Origin of the sequence: Niastella yeongjuensis (genome assembly GCF_900110245.1) — a bacterium.
Lineage (GTDB): Bacteria > Bacteroidota > Bacteroidia > Chitinophagales > Chitinophagaceae > Niastella > Niastella yeongjuensis.
Genome location: NZ_FOCZ01000010.1, coordinates 164,407 through 180,681, shown reverse-complemented (window position 1 = coordinate 180,681; position 16,275 = coordinate 164,407). Strand labels below are relative to the sequence as shown.

At 45.0% G+C, this 16,275-nt stretch carries 14 protein-coding genes; 8 read left to right on the top strand and 6 right to left on the bottom strand.

The features are described from left to right. The first annotated feature begins 278 nt into the window (after positions 1-278). The 4 genes from secA (at position 279) to BMX95_RS24630 (ending at position 6,016) form a co-directional block, all read left to right on the top strand. The gene (secA, locus tag BMX95_RS24645) at positions 279-3,599 is read left to right on the top strand and encodes a preprotein translocase subunit SecA (RefSeq protein WP_081197160.1); all 3,321 of its coding nucleotides are present in this window, start codon (positions 279-281) and stop codon (positions 3,597-3,599) included. Positions 3,600-3,711: 112 nt separating this feature from the next. Further along, positions 3,712-4,509, top strand: coding sequence for a hypothetical protein (locus BMX95_RS24640; RefSeq protein WP_090519607.1), 798 nt, complete (start codon positions 3,712-3,714; stop codon positions 4,507-4,509). A 117-nt stretch (positions 4,510-4,626) separates the two neighbouring features. After that, on the top strand, positions 4,627-5,499 hold the full coding sequence (locus BMX95_RS24635) for a class I SAM-dependent methyltransferase (protein WP_081197162.1): 873 nt from the start codon (positions 4,627-4,629) through the stop codon (positions 5,497-5,499). Positions 5,500-5,512: 13 nt separating this feature from the next. After that, positions 5,513-6,016, top strand: coding sequence for a methyltransferase family protein (locus BMX95_RS24630; protein WP_081197163.1), 504 nt, complete (start codon positions 5,513-5,515; stop codon positions 6,014-6,016). 134 nt (positions 6,017-6,150) lie between these two features. Here the strand turns inward: BMX95_RS24630 and BMX95_RS24625 are convergent, their stop codons facing one another. From BMX95_RS24625 to BMX95_RS24610, 4 genes are all read right to left on the bottom strand, one after another. Continuing rightward, positions 6,151-6,954, bottom strand: coding sequence for a 3-keto-disaccharide hydrolase (locus BMX95_RS24625; RefSeq protein WP_081197164.1), 804 nt, complete (start codon positions 6,952-6,954; stop codon positions 6,151-6,153). A 47-nt stretch (positions 6,955-7,001) separates the two neighbouring features. Beyond that, positions 7,002-7,589, bottom strand: a complete 588-nt coding sequence (locus tag BMX95_RS24620; protein ID WP_081197165.1) for a c-type cytochrome — start codon at positions 7,587-7,589, stop codon at positions 7,002-7,004. A 185-nt stretch (positions 7,590-7,774) separates the two neighbouring features. After that, a complete protein-coding gene (locus BMX95_RS24615; RefSeq protein WP_081197166.1) occupies positions 7,775-9,082 on the bottom strand; it encodes an amidohydrolase family protein in 1,308 nt (435 codons plus the stop codon). 13 nt (positions 9,083-9,095) lie between these two features. Further along, positions 9,096-12,188, bottom strand: coding sequence for an amidohydrolase family protein (locus tag BMX95_RS24610; protein WP_081197167.1), 3,093 nt, complete (start codon positions 12,186-12,188; stop codon positions 9,096-9,098). A gap of 101 nt (positions 12,189-12,289) precedes the next feature. Between BMX95_RS24610 and deoC the strand changes: the two genes are divergently transcribed. The 4 genes from deoC to BMX95_RS24585 all read left to right on the top strand — a co-directional run bounded on the left by deoC (position 12,290) and on the right by BMX95_RS24585 (position 15,310). Then, positions 12,290-12,964: a deoxyribose-phosphate aldolase gene (deoC, locus tag BMX95_RS24605; RefSeq protein ID WP_081197168.1), complete on the top strand. Its 675-nt coding sequence runs from the start codon at positions 12,290-12,292 to the stop codon at positions 12,962-12,964. Positions 12,965-13,101: 137 nt separating this feature from the next. Further along, a complete protein-coding gene (locus BMX95_RS24600; RefSeq protein WP_081197169.1) occupies positions 13,102-13,530 on the top strand; it encodes a sporulation protein in 429 nt (142 codons plus the stop codon). A gap of 64 nt (positions 13,531-13,594) precedes the next feature. Then, on the top strand, positions 13,595-13,825 hold the full coding sequence (locus BMX95_RS24595) for an addiction module protein (protein WP_081197170.1): 231 nt from the start codon (positions 13,595-13,597) through the stop codon (positions 13,823-13,825). A gap of 297 nt (positions 13,826-14,122) precedes the next feature. After that, the gene (locus BMX95_RS24585) at positions 14,123-15,310 is read left to right on the top strand and encodes a M20 metallopeptidase family protein (protein WP_081197172.1); all 1,188 of its coding nucleotides are present in this window, start codon (positions 14,123-14,125) and stop codon (positions 15,308-15,310) included. 58 nt (positions 15,311-15,368) lie between these two features. Here the strand turns inward: BMX95_RS24585 and BMX95_RS24580 are convergent, their stop codons facing one another. Beyond that, positions 15,369-15,563, bottom strand: a complete 195-nt coding sequence (locus BMX95_RS24580) for a hypothetical protein (RefSeq protein ID WP_081197173.1) — start codon at positions 15,561-15,563, stop codon at positions 15,369-15,371. A gap of 4 nt (positions 15,564-15,567) precedes the next feature. Continuing rightward, complete coding sequence (locus BMX95_RS24575; RefSeq protein WP_081197174.1) at positions 15,568-16,257, bottom strand: hypothetical protein; 690 nt, start codon at positions 16,255-16,257, stop codon at positions 15,568-15,570. Positions 16,258-16,275 lie beyond the last annotated feature (18 nt).

Here is a 16,275-nt window from a genome sequence, read left to right as displayed (position 1 = left end):
TTTGGCGCCCATTCAGGGCGGAAAACAGGCAACCGGCAAAGGCAGGCGGGCGCTCTTACATGGTTCATTTCCACCATATAAAAAAATGGTGCTTAAAATCCAAGCTATTGCCTGCAAACCATTGACTTCTATCACTGCCAACTGCCTGCTTTTTCTTACCTTTGACGTCCCTGTCAAATTGGCTCGCTGCCAAACTGTAGCATTCCTTTTGATCAGGTGTTCGGTACCTTTGTAACAATTGTTGTGATTTACTTTCAAAAATAATTAACAGCTATATCATGTTAGGTTTTCTGTCAAAAATGTTCGGGGGAAGCAAATCGGAGAAAGACATCAATGTAATTCGTCCGCTTGTAGACCAAATCAACAAACACTTTACCGCTTACCAGTCGCTATCTAACGATCAGTTGCGCAACAAAACCCAGGAATTCAAAAGCCGGATAAAAGCGCACCTGGAAAAAATTGACAGTGAAATAGCCAGTTTAAATAAACAGGCAGAAGAACTGCCTTTTAGCGATATCGTAGGAAAAGATGCCATTTACCAACAGGTAGATGCCCTGATCAAGGATCGGGATAAGCAAATTGAGGAAGTATTAAAAGAAATTCACCCCGAAGCATTTGCCGTGGTGAAAGAAACAGCCCGCCGTTTCAAGGAAAATCCTGAAATGGTATCTACTGCAACCGAACTCGACCGCGAGCTCAGTGTAAAAAAAGAATACATTACCATACAAGGCAATAACTCTGTTTTCAAAAACAGCTGGAATGCCGGTGGTAGCCAGATCACCTGGAACATGGTACACTACGATGTACAGTTGATAGGTGGTACGGTATTGCACCAGGGTAAAATTTCAGAAATGGCAACCGGTGAAGGTAAAACCCTGGTTTCTACCCTGCCGGCTTACCTCAATGCCCTGGCTGGCGCCGGTGTTCACATTGTAACCGTGAACGACTACCTCGCCAAACGTGACTCTGAGTGGAACGGAACCATTTTCGAATGGCTGGGTCTTACCGTTGACTGTATCGACAAACACCAGCCCAACAGTACTGAAAGAAGACAAGCTTACCAGGCCGATATTACCTACGGTACCAACAACGAATTCGGTTTCGATTACCTGCGCGATAACATGGTGCATACGCCGGAAGAAATGGTGCAACGCAAACACCACTTCGCCATGGTGGATGAGGTGGATAGCGTATTGATCGATGATGCACGTACACCATTGATCATTTCCGGCCCGGTACCCCGCGGTGAAGACCAGCAATATCATATTTTACGCGATCGCGTTCGCAACCTGTTCGAAATGCAAAAGCAGGTGGTGAACAAAAACCTGATCGATGCCAGGAAGATGTTTGAAGGAGGTGATGATGATCCGAAATCAGGTGGTTTGGCATTGATGCGCGCCTTCCGTGGTTTGCCCAAACACAGCGCGTTGATCAAGTTCCTGAGTGAACCCGGTACCAGGGTAAAACTGCAAAAGGCAGAAAACTATTACCTGGCCGATCAGCAGAAACAAATGCCATTGGTTGACGAAGACCTGTTCTTCCACATTGATGAAAAGAACAACTCCGTTGATTTAACCGATAAAGGTATTCAGGCCATCACCCGCGCCGGTGAAGACACTGAGTTTTTCGTACTGCCCGACATAGGCTACCACCTGGCAGAAATCGACAAAAGCGATTTTTCAGCTGAAGAAAAATTGCAAAGCAAAGAAGCAGTCCTGAACGAATATACCATCAAGGCCGATCGTATTCACACCGTACAACAATTGCTGAAAGCATACACGTTGTTCGACAAAGATGTGGAATACGTAGTTATGGATGGTCAGGTAAAGATCGTAGATGAGCAAACCGGTCGTATTCTCGATGGCCGCCGTTACAGCGATGGTTTACACCAGGCCATTGAAGCCAAGGAAAATGTGAAGATCGAAGCCGCTACACAAACCTACGCTACCATTACCTTACAGAACTATTTCCGTATGTATCACAAACTGGCCGGTATGACGGGTACTGCGGTAACCGAAGCCGGTGAGTTCTGGGATATTTACAAACTGGATGTGGTAACCGTTCCAACTAACGTAACGGCTATCCGTAAAGACCAGGAAGACCTCGTATACAAAACCAAACGCGAAAAATACAAAGCTGTTATTGAAGAAATAGAAAAACTGCGTGCGGCAGGCCGGCCAGTACTGGTTGGTACCACCAACGTGGAAGTGAGTGAATTGCTGAGTAAAATGATGCAGGGTAAAAAGATCCCGCACAACGTATTAAACGCCAAACAACACGCCCGTGAAGCACAGGTAGTAGCTGAAGCCGGTTTGGCCGGTGCGGTTACCATTGCCACCAACATGGCCGGTCGTGGTACCGATATCAAGCTCGGACCCGGCGTTAAAGAAGCGGGTGGTTTGGCCATCATTGGTACTGAACGCCACGAAAGCCGCCGTGTAGACCGCCAGTTGCGTGGTCGTGCCGGTCGCCAGGGCGACCCTGGTACCACTCAATTCTATGTATCGCTCGAAGATGACCTGATGCGTTTGTTTGGCAGTGAGCGTATCGCCAGCATCATGGACCGTTTTGGTTACAAAGAAGGCGAAGTGATCCAGCACAGCATGATCACCAAGAGCATCGAGCGGGCACAAAAGAAAGTAGAAGAAAACAACTTCGGTATTCGTAAGCGCCTGCTGGAATACGATGACGTAATGAATAAACAACGTAACGTAGTTTATAAAAAACGTAACCACGCATTGTTCGGTGACCGCCTGGCGCTTGACCTCGATAACGCCTTCTACATTGTTGCCGAAGGACTGGTGAATTCATTCCAGGAACAAAGCGATTACGAAGGGTTTAAACTGGCAGCCATTGTGAACTTTGGCATAGACACTGCCATTACCCAGGAAGAATTCGAAAAAGACAAAGCAAACGACCTGGCTGAGAAATTATACCAGGAATCGGTTGGCCGTTATCAGCATAAAACCGAAGAGCTGCAAAAGCAGGCAGTACCGGTATTCCAGAACATCCGTACATCACAGGGCAGCCACATCGAAAATGTAGTGGTTCCTTTCACTGATAACAAAAAAGGCTTACAGGTACTGGCCAGTCTGAACAAAACGCTTGAAACAAGTGGCCGTGAGCTCATCAGCGCCCTGGAAAGACAAATAACCCTCGCAGTTATAGATGAAGCCTGGAAAGAGCACCTGCGTGCCATGGATGACCTGAAACAAAGCGTACAAACAGCATACCTGGAACAAAAAGATCCACTGGTTATTTATAAGATCACTGCCTACGATCAGTTTAAACAAATGGACAGTGATGTAAACAAAGACATCATCAGCTTCTTATGCCATGCCGGTATACCTGTTGAACAACAGAATCCTCAGCAGATCCGTGAAGGTCATGAACAAAAGACCGACATGAGCCGCATGCGTGCCAATAAAGAAGAGATCGATGCCCGTGGTGAAGATTATGCAGCAGATGAAAATGACCAGTTCAGTGATGAACCCATCAAGCATGAGCCGGTTCGTGTAGGCCCCAAAGTTGGTCGTAACGATCCTTGTCCTTGCGGTAGTGGCAAGAAGTTCAAGAACTGTCATGGTGCAGGTTTATAATTGAAAGATTATTTTTTTATGTTATTTATAAAAGCCTTGATGATACCATCAGGGCTTTTTTTATTTACCGAAATAGCTTGCAAATACCCGCGGACGTTACTATTTTGGCGCCATGACTATGAAAAAAACCATTTTCCCCCGCCTGTTACCGGCCATTGCTATTTTCTTTTGCACCGTATCTATACTACCTGGCTGCGACAACGTTGACAATGATGTAATATTAAAGCAAGATGGAGTTAAAGCCTTAGGGACGCTTAAAGACGGAACAGGAGAATCCGGCAAGTACAGTGAATACTTCGACGTAATAGTAGAATATACAGATGAGAACGGGACCTCGCTCACGGTTCACAAATCAGTAACCCGGTCAGATTTCAAAAGTTTCTCCAAGGACCAGCAGGTTATGTTGGTGTATTCCAGAAAGAACCCAGCCATTATAAAGCTCCTGTTAACCCCCGAGGAAATACTGGAATACACCGGGATAAAAGAAAGAGACATGGAAATCGCAGACCTGAACGCCCTGGTGACCATGAAAAAAGAAAACATGGATTCCAGTCTCAATAAGATCACCTTCGGATGGGTAAAAAATAATGATACTGCCTGGATCAATGAAAGGAAAAACCAGTATATAAGAGTGTTTCCCCATGAAAAATCAATAATATATATAGCTAAGTCACCTGAATATAAGCGATTTTACGACCTGGCGAAACAAGCCGGTTACCGGTCTGTTACGGAGGGGAAAGAAGGATCGGACTTAAGAATTTTCGAGAACGATAGTTTAATCATTGATTTGAACTTAAACCGGAGCACCAGGGAACGCGATATTAGCCCTGGAAATGTCCCCATTCCAATAAAAGAGGAAGTGCAGCTGAGTGTTGTTACCCTGAGTAAAAAACAACCTGCAAAAAAATAATTATAAAGCCCTCCCCATAAATGGGAGGGCTTTATAATTACTGGTAAATTTACTGTTAAGGATCATCAATTTCCGGCTAAACGGTGTATTTTAGTTTCTCAAATGCATTAGCGATGTATGAAAGCAGATAAAGCAAGCCAGACAGCGCAATACATGGCTTTATTCCGGGCATTAGAAACCACACAACCTGCGAATAAACGGCTCTTTAAAGATCCGTATGCGGTATCGTTTTTAGATGGAAAATTAAACTGGGCTGCCCGTCTTTCCTTTCTTTCATTTGTACGCAATTATGTTCAGCGTACCATTCACAAGAAAATACCCGGCGCCTTAACCTCTGGTATTGCCCGCACCCGGTATATCGACGATCTGTTACAACAAACCATTCAACAAAACATACAACAGGTAATAATCTTAGGAGCCGGTTTTGATACCCGTGCCCTTCGGCTTGATGCTTTATCAAATATGCCTGTTATTGAAATAGACCACCCCAACACCGCCCAGAAGAAAACCGCCATCCTGCAAAAAACACTGGGCCATCTTCCCAACCATATTCACTACTGGCAAATAGATTTCAACAAAGAAAGCCTGCAACAGCTGGCGGTTAGGGAAAAGCTGGATTTTTCCATCCCTACCACCATCATTTGGGAAGGTGTAACCAACTACCTGAATGCAGAAGCGATCAATAAAACATTTGCTTTTGCCAGTGAATTTGCTACTGGTTCATATATTATCTTTACATATGTACACCAACAGGTACTGGACGCGCCCGAAACATTTTTTGGCGCCCAAAAGCTGTTGCAAGACCTGGATGCCATTGAGGAACGCTGGACATTCGGTTTTAATCCTGAAAAATTATCCCTCTACCTGCAATCATATAATTTCGTACTACTTGAAGACTCCGGAGCAGCTGATTACCGCGATCGTTACTTGCCCAACCGCCCTGAAAAGGGATATGAATTTTACAGAGTAGCATTTGCTTATAAAGCTTAAAATTATTTGACATATGGAGTCGCCATCAAATTGGAAACACGTACGTGACATTCTTATAATGCCATTCACGGTAACATTCATTGTTCCTTACCTGTTATACAATAGCAGAGATCCCTTCATCCCCCACTCTTTAACCACCAAACTGATCGGCTGGTTAATAGCAGTAGTTGGTTCAGCTCTCTTTGTGTACACGGTATTCCTTTTTAAAACGATGGGTCAGGGAACGCTGGCCCCCTGGGAGCCTACGAAAAAACTGATTGTGGAAGGCCCCTATCGTTATTGCCGCAATCCCATGATCACCGGGGTGTTCTTTATGATAACCGGAGAAGGGCTGATGTTATTTTCTACCAGTATACTGGCATGGGCCGTAGCCTTCTTTATCATCAATACCCTGTATTTTATTTTCGTGGAAGAACGCAGCATGATGCAACGCTTTGGCAGCGATTACCTGAAGTATAAGAAACATGTGCCGAGGTGGATTCCCAGGTTGCGACCATTTAAATTGTTGAATTCGTGAAAGGGCAGAAGGCAGAGGGCAGAAGGCAGAAAGAAATACACTTCTGCGCGGAAGTCCCTTATCAACTCTATCAACGTCGTCAACTTGTTAACCTGTCAACTCGTTAACTTGTTAACTTATCAACTCTTATCAACCTATTTCAACTCCTTAATCTCAACTCTCCTAAAATCCACCGGCTGTCCTTCGCTCTGCAGGGCAATAAAGCCTGAAGAAAGGATCTTGCCATCCTGCTTGATCTTTGGATCATAGTTTTCAACCACGCCCCCACCGATCTGCGGTTTTGAGTATTGCATTACGGTATCGCCATTGATGATGTGCGTGATCAAAGAATCGCCCAATACAATCAGTTCGGCACGTACCCACTGATCGCCATCGTATGTTTTGGAAGTTGAATTGATACAATGCCGGGTATCCAGCACGCCATTGTACACAATGTTGGTACCGGGCGAACACATATTGCCGGTAGGACGCGGATTGCCATCGCCCAGTCCGCCCAGTAATTGAAACTCGATGGAGATGGGCCAGTTCTGTTCCTTAGGCATGGTATGCGGGTCCTGCGAATGGAACATGATCCCACTGTTGAGCAAGGTGTATGAAGGAGCATCTTTTTTCCATTCGCCGGTGAACCGGTACTCCACCACCAGGTGGTAATACGAGAAAGGTGTTTTATAATACAGGTGACCGAACTGATCGTTATACGCCCCATACTGATCATAGCGTACCTTGATCATGCTGTCTTCTACCCGGAAGGTTTTACCAAAATTATCGCCCACCTCGTGGTGGTTGATCTTTACTACCCAGTCGTTGAGATCGTGGCCATTGAATAGTTTTACCCAGCCGTCTTTTCCGGCGTTGGTCTTATGGGCGCTGTGACAGGCAGCAATGGTTGTAAGTACAACACAAAAAATGCAGCAGCGAATGAATGATCCTGTATGCATAAAGGATAGTGTTCTTTATACGGAAGTTACAGGATTATTGCCACAATCTAATGCATATTGATGGTTGCCATTGGCACTACGTTCTTTATAGGTTTGATTGTTTTCAGGTAGGCGAAAATGGCTTTCAGGTCCTCATCAGATGCTTTACTATACTCCTGCCAGGGCATGGGAGGCAATAAGGGGCGGGTATTATCAAGCCCTTTGTATTTACCTTCCCGGATTGATTTAATAAACTGGGCCTCAGTCCAGGAGCCGGTACCGGTTGAATCGGGGGTAAGATTGGCCGAATAAGAAATGCCCCAGGGGCCCACATAATTGGTGAGTATCTGGTTAAATAAGATCCAGTTTTTCGAGGTACCGGTATCGAATTTGGCAACCGGCATATCAGCCGGGTGGCCCGATAACAACCTGTCTTCATCAAATACAGGTCCGTTAGGTCCCATCTTCTTGGGGGTATGACAATCATTACACCCCATGATGCTTACCAGGTAAGCACCTCGTTTTGCCATACTATCGGGTGAAATACCTTCGGTACTAACGCCAGCCACATGTTCCTCAGCAACTGGCCCACTGCAAAAAACCAATAAAACGGTGGCACATACAGCGATGCATACCAATACCAATACTTTTTTCATATACAAGCATTAAAGGTTAAAGAGATGTGTAAACCTGAATATACTTCATATTGTTACGGCATTGTATCTTGAAGAACTGATCTACGTTAGTAAATTATATTTTTGATTTATATCAAAAAAAAAGCCCCCCACCAACCTCCCCCAATGGGAGGAGGTTGGTGGGGGGCCATTTATTAATTACCCAATCACTTCAACTCATATTTATACTTATAGCGTTCGTACAATTGCTTTTGTTTGTTCTCAAGACTTACTTCACGGCCCTGGATAAAAGCATGTTGAATAATGCTGGTGCGCATATCGAGTATGTCGCCATCACTTACTACAATGTTGGCATCTTTGCCTGCTTCCAGCGATCCTGTTTTATCATCAACGCCCAGAATTCTGGCTGAATTCAACGTAATGGCCTGTAATGCCTGCTCTTTGCTTAACCCATATGCAGCAGCAGTACCGGCATTGAAAGCCAGGTTACGGTACCGGCTTTCGGCATGTTCATCATTCAACGCAAACAATACCCCGGCCTTTTGCAGCATGGCAGGTGTTTTAAAGGGCTGGTCAACATCATCGTCTTCCGCAGCCGGCAGTGCATGTTCATCAGACAGGATCACCGCAATATTGTTTTGTTTCAAGAGATCGGCAATTTGAAAACTTTCACTGGCACCTACCAACACTACGTCAAAACCAAACTCTTTTACAAAATCAATAGCGATCAGCATTTGTTTTACCTGGTCGGCGTGAACAAACAGCTTTTGGGTTTTATTGAATAACCCTTTCAACGCTTCAAACTTCAGGTTGCTTTCCTTATGGGTTGTTTCCTGCAGGTAAGCTTTTGCCTGGCGAAACAGGTCTTTTATCTCATCTATTTTTTTCAGTGCCTCTTTGGCCGGATCGGTTTGTGGTTGTCGCACGCCGGCAAAAGCAGCAAACCGGTTGGGGCGGGTAACAAAGGTGGGCATGTTCAGGTGAATGCCATTGTCTGTTTTATAGGCAGCATCTTCCCAATTCCAGGCATCCAGCTGTACTACGGTTGAAGAACCGCTGACCGTGCCGCCCTGCGGGGTAACACCTGCCAGCAAAATACCATTTGCTTTCAGGGTATTGATGATCTTTGAATCGGAATTGTAAGCAACAATGGAACGAATGCTGTTATTGTATTCGCCCAGCTCGTTGTAGTCGTTGCTGCCACGTACCCCGCTGCCGATCTCTTTCAATCCCAGATCGGTTACCGGTAATATCAAACCGGGATAAACCTGCTTTCCTTTTGCATCTATTACTTTGGCATCGGCTGGCACAGTGATATTTGCACCTACCTGTACAATTTTTCCATTGTCTACTTCAATGGAACCATTTTCTACTACCTGGCCATTACCAACGTGTATGGTACCGTTAGTGATAAATAACTTTCCGGTGTATGGTTTGGCCGGGTATACATCTTCCTGTGCCTGTACCGTTATCAGCAACGCCAGGCAATGTATCAATATGATTAAATTTTTCATCGATTGCATGTTTTTAGTTGGAGTTAGCATCGTTTTCATCTACATCAACGGTAATCAATCCATCGTGGTGGTCATGATCGCCACAGCTTAAAATAACCTGGTAGCTGGGGACGGCGGGTTGAACGGGGCCACCACTTCTTTTTTCACCCAACATTTTTTGAACGAGGCGGTTCCTTTCAACGGCAATCTTTTTACGCATGTCCGCGTCGCGTGCCCGGTCGAAATAAACTATACCATCAACGATCGTTTGCTCGGCCTTTGCATAAATGCTCAGCGGATTATCGCTCCATACTACCACATCGGCATCTTTACCTGGTTTCAGGCTGCCTACTTTTTCTTCCACATGCAGGGCTTTGGCCGGGTTCAGGGTTACCATTTTGAATGCATCTTCTTCCGACATGCCGCCGTATTTTACGCTTTTGGCGGCTTCCTGGTTCAGGCGGCGTGCCATTTCTGCATCGTCTGAATTGATACATACATTCAGGCCTACCCGTTGCATAATGGTAGCATTGTAGGGAATGGCGTCCTGCACCTCTGTTTTATAAGCCCACCAATCGCTGAACGTAGACGCGTTGGCGCCATGTGCTTTCATTTTATCGGCCACTTTATACCCTTCCAGAATGTGGGTGAAAGTATTTACGTGGAAGTTGAATTTCTCCGCCACGCGCATGGTAGCCGTGATCTCGCTTTGCACATAGGAGTGGCAGGTAATAAAGCGCTTTTTATTCATGATCTCCACCAGGGCTTCCAGCTCCAGGTCGCGGCGTACAGGCGCAGCAGCCGGCGTAACAGCAGCACCTTTCTTTTTAGGTGCGGCAGCAGCCTCTATATCTTTACAGCCTTTTTCATATTCGCAGGCGCGGGTAAAGGCATCCATTAACACTTCTTCAACCCCCATACGGGTATCGGGAAAGCGGTTGTTGTTTTGCGAGGTAGTGCGTTTTACGTTTTCACCCAATGCAAATTTAATGAAGGGGTCAGCACCTTTGAATTTCAGTTCTTCGTCATTGGCGCCCCAACGCAGTTTTATCAATTGTGTTTGTCCGCCAATGGTATTGGCAGAGCCATGCAAAATGTGGGAAGACGTAACGCCGCCGCTCAACTGGCGATAGATGTTTATGTCCTCAGGGTTCAGGTTATCGGCAATACGCACTTCAGACGTTACTGATTGTGTTCCTTCATTAATAGAAGCGGCAGCTATGTGTGAGTGTTCATCGATAATACCGGGAGTAACAAACTTACCGGTAGCATCAATTACTTTAGCACCGGGGTCCGACAGGTTTTTACCGATCTGTGCGATCTTTCCGTTCTTTATCAATACATCGGTATTTTCCAGTTTGCCTTCTTTTTCATTGGTCCAAACGGTACCGTTCTTAATCAGAATGGTTTCAGGCTGTGGCAGGGAATCCCAACCATACCCATCGAACGGATACACCACTTTGCCTAATACACCCAGCGGTTTTTTCTTGCTGGTATCAGGGGCCGGCGTGCCTGCCTTTGCAAAACTGGCCGACCACAATACGGTATTGCCTTCTGCATCAACGCCATTTCCGTTCCAGACGTCGCCATTAACCGTACCACCCAGCCGAATGTTTGCAGCCCGGGGCTTTTTTTCAGTAGCAAAACTGATGGTTACCAGCTTGCCATCGAACGTGAATTTTGTTTTGATGGTGTCTTTGACAAGAATGCTGGCCTCGGTGGTGCTTTTCACATCCAGGGTATAACTGTTGCTACCACCGGCCGACTTTACCTGTAATGTATATTGCCCTGCTATAGCTGACCAGTTTTCGTCTTTTACATTGTAGCGTTGGCCCTGTACCCAGTTTTGCAGGATCACCGTTTTTTCTTTGAACACTTCACCGGTGGTGATTAAAAAGCTCGCCACTTTACCGGCATCGAGACTGCCTACTTTGTCATACACGCCCAATACAGAAGCTGGTGTTTTGGTAAGGGCCTCCAGCGCTTTGGTTTCGCTTAATCCATACTCGATGGCCTTGCGCAAATTGGTCAGGAACTGTTTGGTATCTTTTAATTCAGTAGCGGTTAAACAAAATGGGATGGCTGCTTTTTCCAGCGCAGCCGGATTGGCCGGCGCCAGTTCCCAGTGTTTCATATCGCCCAGTGAAACAAAGCGTGCTTCATTGGGGTCTTCCACATCCATTGCCTGCGGAAAATTCAGCGACAGGATGTAAGTGGCTTTGGTAGCAGCAATGTCTTTTATGCGTTGGTATTCATTGCCCCCGCCTTTGATGATGTATTGAACGCCAAATTCATCCCCAATACGATCGGCGCGCAGGTCGTTCCATTTATCACCTGCATCGAATATCTGGGGTAACGATTGGATCTCGTTCCAGGATCTCAACGACAGGTTCACCCCTTCAGCAGCCGGATTGTTTTTATACCACTGTGCATCGAGGTAAGTCTGGCGCAACAAGGCAATAGTACCCATCATGGAGGAAGGATAACTTTGGGTAGAAGTTCCTTTACTGAATGAATAATGCGCTGCCGCTTTTTCTTTCAGCATTACCAGGTTTTCTTTTTCACTGGCCAGGCTAACCAGAGCACCGGTGCCACGTGCTATGCCATCTTTTTGATGGGTAAGAACGGTACCAAAACCAATGTTCCGTAAAGGTTCTGCTTTAGCGTCATCGGTATTGAACAATTTGGCAGCTTCTATTTCGCTTCTGATGGCCTGGTTCCAGCCAAATACGCCCTTGGTATTGGACGTCAATTGTGCCGGAGCGCGGAAATCGAATGGGGCGCCCTGCCGTTGCGGAACGGCCACGCCATAGTCACTATAGATGTCGATAAAAGAAGGGTAAATAAATTTACCGCTGCAATTGATCACCACGGCATCTTTCGGAATTGTTACCGAAGTACCTACGGAAACTATTTTTCCCTCACGAATAACCAGTGTGGCATTGGCGAGCGTGGTTTGTACATCTTTTACAATGGTGGCATTGGTGAAAGCAAAACATTTTACTTTTGGATCAGCAACGCCATTAACAGGAAAGGTTACCTGAGCCATGGCAGTTGAATGCAGAATGAACATCAGACCCAACAGGAAAAGGAGCTTTCCGGGTGGAAAGAAACAGTACTTTCTCATGTGCTTTTTGGTTTATGATTAAATTCAGGAACAGAGATCGAATTTAGTTAAATGAACTAATTTAGTCGGGTTAAAAAGTTTTTAACCGGTTAATACACTACATGAATATTGCGCAATACATCGACCACACCCTGCTAAAACCTGCAACCACCATACATGAGCTTAAAAATCTATGTGAAGAAGCGATCCGGTATAATTTTTATGCGGTGTGTGTGCCGCCGCCACTGGTAAAAAATGCCAGGGGAATTTTGGTTAACAGCGGGGTAAAAACGGCTACGGTCATAGGCTTTCCTTTTGGTTATTCCATTGCCCGCGCCAAGCTGGTTGAAGCACAGCAGGCCATTCAGGACGGAGCCGATGAACTGGATGTGGTGATAAACCTGATCGCATTAAAAAGCAAAGCCTGGCAATACCTGGAATTGGAAATGGAGGCCATTGTGGAGGCAGCCCATGCCCAGAACAGGCTGGTTAAAGTGATCATCGAAAGTGGGGTCTTAACGGATGAAGAGATCATTAAATGTTGTGAAATATATGCCAAAACCGGGGTGGATTTTCTAAAAACCAGCACCGGATATGCCGAAAAGGGCGCCACCATCGAGGCGGTGCAACTGATGCGGGCACACCTGCCGTCTAGTATAAAAATAAAGGCTTCCGGTGGTATCCGCAGCTATGAGCAGGCGGACCAGTACATTAAAGCCGGGGCCAACCGGTTGGGAACCAGCTCAGGGGTAGCTATTGTAACCGGGGCGCCTCAAAACGGCAATACGGGATATTAATTATGCCCCTTGCAGGTGGCAGCCTGTTGGATTATCTTTGGCGAAGATTTTGCATTTAAATTGGTAGAAGCTGCATAAAACCCATAGTGTCAATTCAATACCAGCTCTATTATGTGGCTTAAAAAAATATATTTCGCATGAAGTACATTATCAGTTGCGTTTTATTGATCCTGTCCCATACTTTATTTGCCCAAACAGCAGATACTAATACAGTGGTGGTGTTTAAAGACCCCCGGATCGATATGCTGGAAAAAAAGCAAATGCAGATCAATGAATTTACCACCCGGGATGCCCGCAGCCGGGTACAGGGGTTTCGGATCCTGGTGATCAGCACCAACGACCGCAATAAAGCCACCAATGCAAAAATCAAGATATACCAGGAGTTTCCCGAACTGAGAGCTTACCTTGACTGGCAGCCCCCTTATATGAAATTAAAAGTGGGTGATTTCAAAAACCGCAGTGAGGCTGAACCCTATTTGTCATCCATACAACGTTTTTTCCCATCCGGTGTGTATATCATCCGGGATGTGATTGAGGTGAACCCGGATAAGTCGAGTACGTTGTAGTGGGGTGCATTGTCTTCGAATTGCTATCTTTTTAGTAAATTTGATTATATCGAATTTTGAGATTATGTCGGTAAATTATGTTTCAGATAATAGTGGTCAGACCATTGCTGTGCAAATTTCCATTGAGGACTGGAAACGGATAAAAAACAAATATCCTGATGTGGATGAGCTGGATGGTCCCCTTCCAGAATGGCAAAAACAATTAATTGATCAGCGATTGGCGGCGATCGCCCAAAATCCTGACAGATTACATCCTATTGATGAATTGTTTTCTGAATTAGATAAAGAAGATTAACAGATTGGTATCGGTTGCAGGTAAAAGGATTAGAGAAACGCTTCGCTCTGGATATCAAAACTGCCATTCTACGACTGAAAGACAGACCCACTGTTCACGCAATCCGTTATAAAAACGTTCGTATTGCCCACCCTGATGTATTTCCCTATGCCATTCATTTTTACATTGATGAACCCTCTCAAACCATTGTTATAACAGCCATTGTTCATAATAGCAGGGCTCCCCTTTACTCTCAAAAACGCACGTAAAAATACCATCTTTTCCCTACTTATCCCCTTTCCGATTATCTTTGTGGGTATGAGCATTTTACAAAAGAAGATCCAAAGCCTGGCAAAAACATACGCTGCTGAGTTTATAGATATTCGCCATCATTTACATGCACATCCTGAACTAAGTTACCAGGAATTCGAAACATCGCGTTTCGTTCAACATAAATTAACTGAATTTGGTATCCCCTTTACCGTTATGGCCGAAACCGGTGTGGTGGGGTTGATTAAAGGAAAGAATCCTGACAAGAAAGTGATTGCCCTGCGGGCCGATATGGATGCACTTCCTATTACCGAACAAAATGATATTCCCTATAAATCAAAGAATGAAGGGGTAATGCATGCCTGCGGGCACGATGTGCATACTACCTGCCTGCTGGGTGCTGCTAAAATTTTACAGGAATTAAAAGATGAATGGGAGGGAACCGTAAAACTGATCTTTCAACCTGGTGAAGAAAGAAACCCCGGCGGCGCCAGTATTCTTATCAAAGAAGGCGTGCTGGAAAATCCCAAACCACAAGCCATCTTCGGATTGCACGTACACCCCCAACTGGAAATTGGTAAACTGAGTTTTCGCGGTGGTCAGGTAATGGCCAGCGCCGATGAAATATACATTACCATCAAGGGTAAAGGCGGACATGCAGCTGCGCCGCATTTAACCGTTGATACCATTCTGATAGCCTCCTACCTTATTGTTAGCCTGCAACAGATCATTAGTCGCAACAGAAACCCCTTATCGCCTTCGGTGTTGTCTATCTGTTCTATTCAGGGCGGACATACCACCAATGTAATTCCCAGCGAAGTGAAACTGATGGGCACCTTCAGAGCACTCGATGAAGAATGGCGTTTTAAGGCACATGAGCTCATTCGCAAACAAGCCACCGAACTGGTACACAGTATGGGTGCGGAAATTGATCTGCACATCGATGTAGGTTATCCAACAGTATTCAACAATGAAGAATTGAGCAAAACAGCCCGTACACTGGCTGAACAATATATGGGTAAAGAACAGGTGGAAACCACCGAAGTACGGATGGGCGCAGAAGACTTTGGCTATTATACCACACATATTCCCGGTTGCTTTTACCGGCTGGGTGTAATGAATGAGGCGAAAGGTATTACTTCAGGAGTACATACACCCACCTTTAACATAGATGAAAATGCTATTGAAACCGGCATGGGCATGATGGCCTGGCTGGGCAGCAGCACAACGTTTTAATGATATACCGGCAGCATTATAGAAGATGAAATGCTGCCGGTATATTATCCTACTCCATTTAGTAAAAAAACATATCGAACCTTGAAATAAAGACGGAAGGTTTGTCGGCAGGATAATCATCTTCCTCATTGTTTACTGCTGGTGTCTCTATCTTCATACCCACCTTGTTATTTTCAACAGCTGTTTCTTTACGGCCGTTGCCAGCAATGATCGTAAGTAATAGTATAGCTACTGCCAGCAATAAGTGTTGCATACAGTTACTTTAAGGCGTTAACATTTTTACCAGACAGCTCAATAGAAGAATTGTTATCAGACCCAATCATGGTCAGCTTCCTGATCACTGCTGAATTATCACTTAGCCTTGAACCAGTCATTTGCAAATTGAGATTGAGGAAAACGGCATGTCTGTTCAGATCAATTCTGGAGCTTTCGCTGTAGACATTTAACTGATTAAAATATGCAGAAGCATTATCAGGGAACAGATAACAGTTTTTCAGGCTGATAGTATAAGATGGCGCCGAGGTAGAATCACTGGTTCCATATATTCTAAAAGTGCTGTAGGCCCCATTGAGTTGTGCAGCAGCTGGCAGATAGATATTCACCAGGCCATTATTCCTGGTTCCCTTTTCCATTTCATAGTCTGTAAATCTTGAATCATTGATAAAAAGGGTATCGTTTACCGTTTGATACTTTACAAAGCGGGCAATATCCTTTTGTATTTCCAATTTAAGGGTATCGGATGTTTTTATGGCACAATTACCCATTCCCTTTAGTGAAATAAACCGGGCGGGAGATACCGGTAAATAGGTCATCGGAGTAAATTCTTCTCTTTTAAAAGCAGTGAATTCACCACGTTTATATTTGGCATATACCATTAGTTGTACAACTGTTGTGAGTATAAGGATGGTAAGAAAAATGCCCAATAATATTTTATTGCTTGTTTTCATTATCAGTTCTTGATTGTA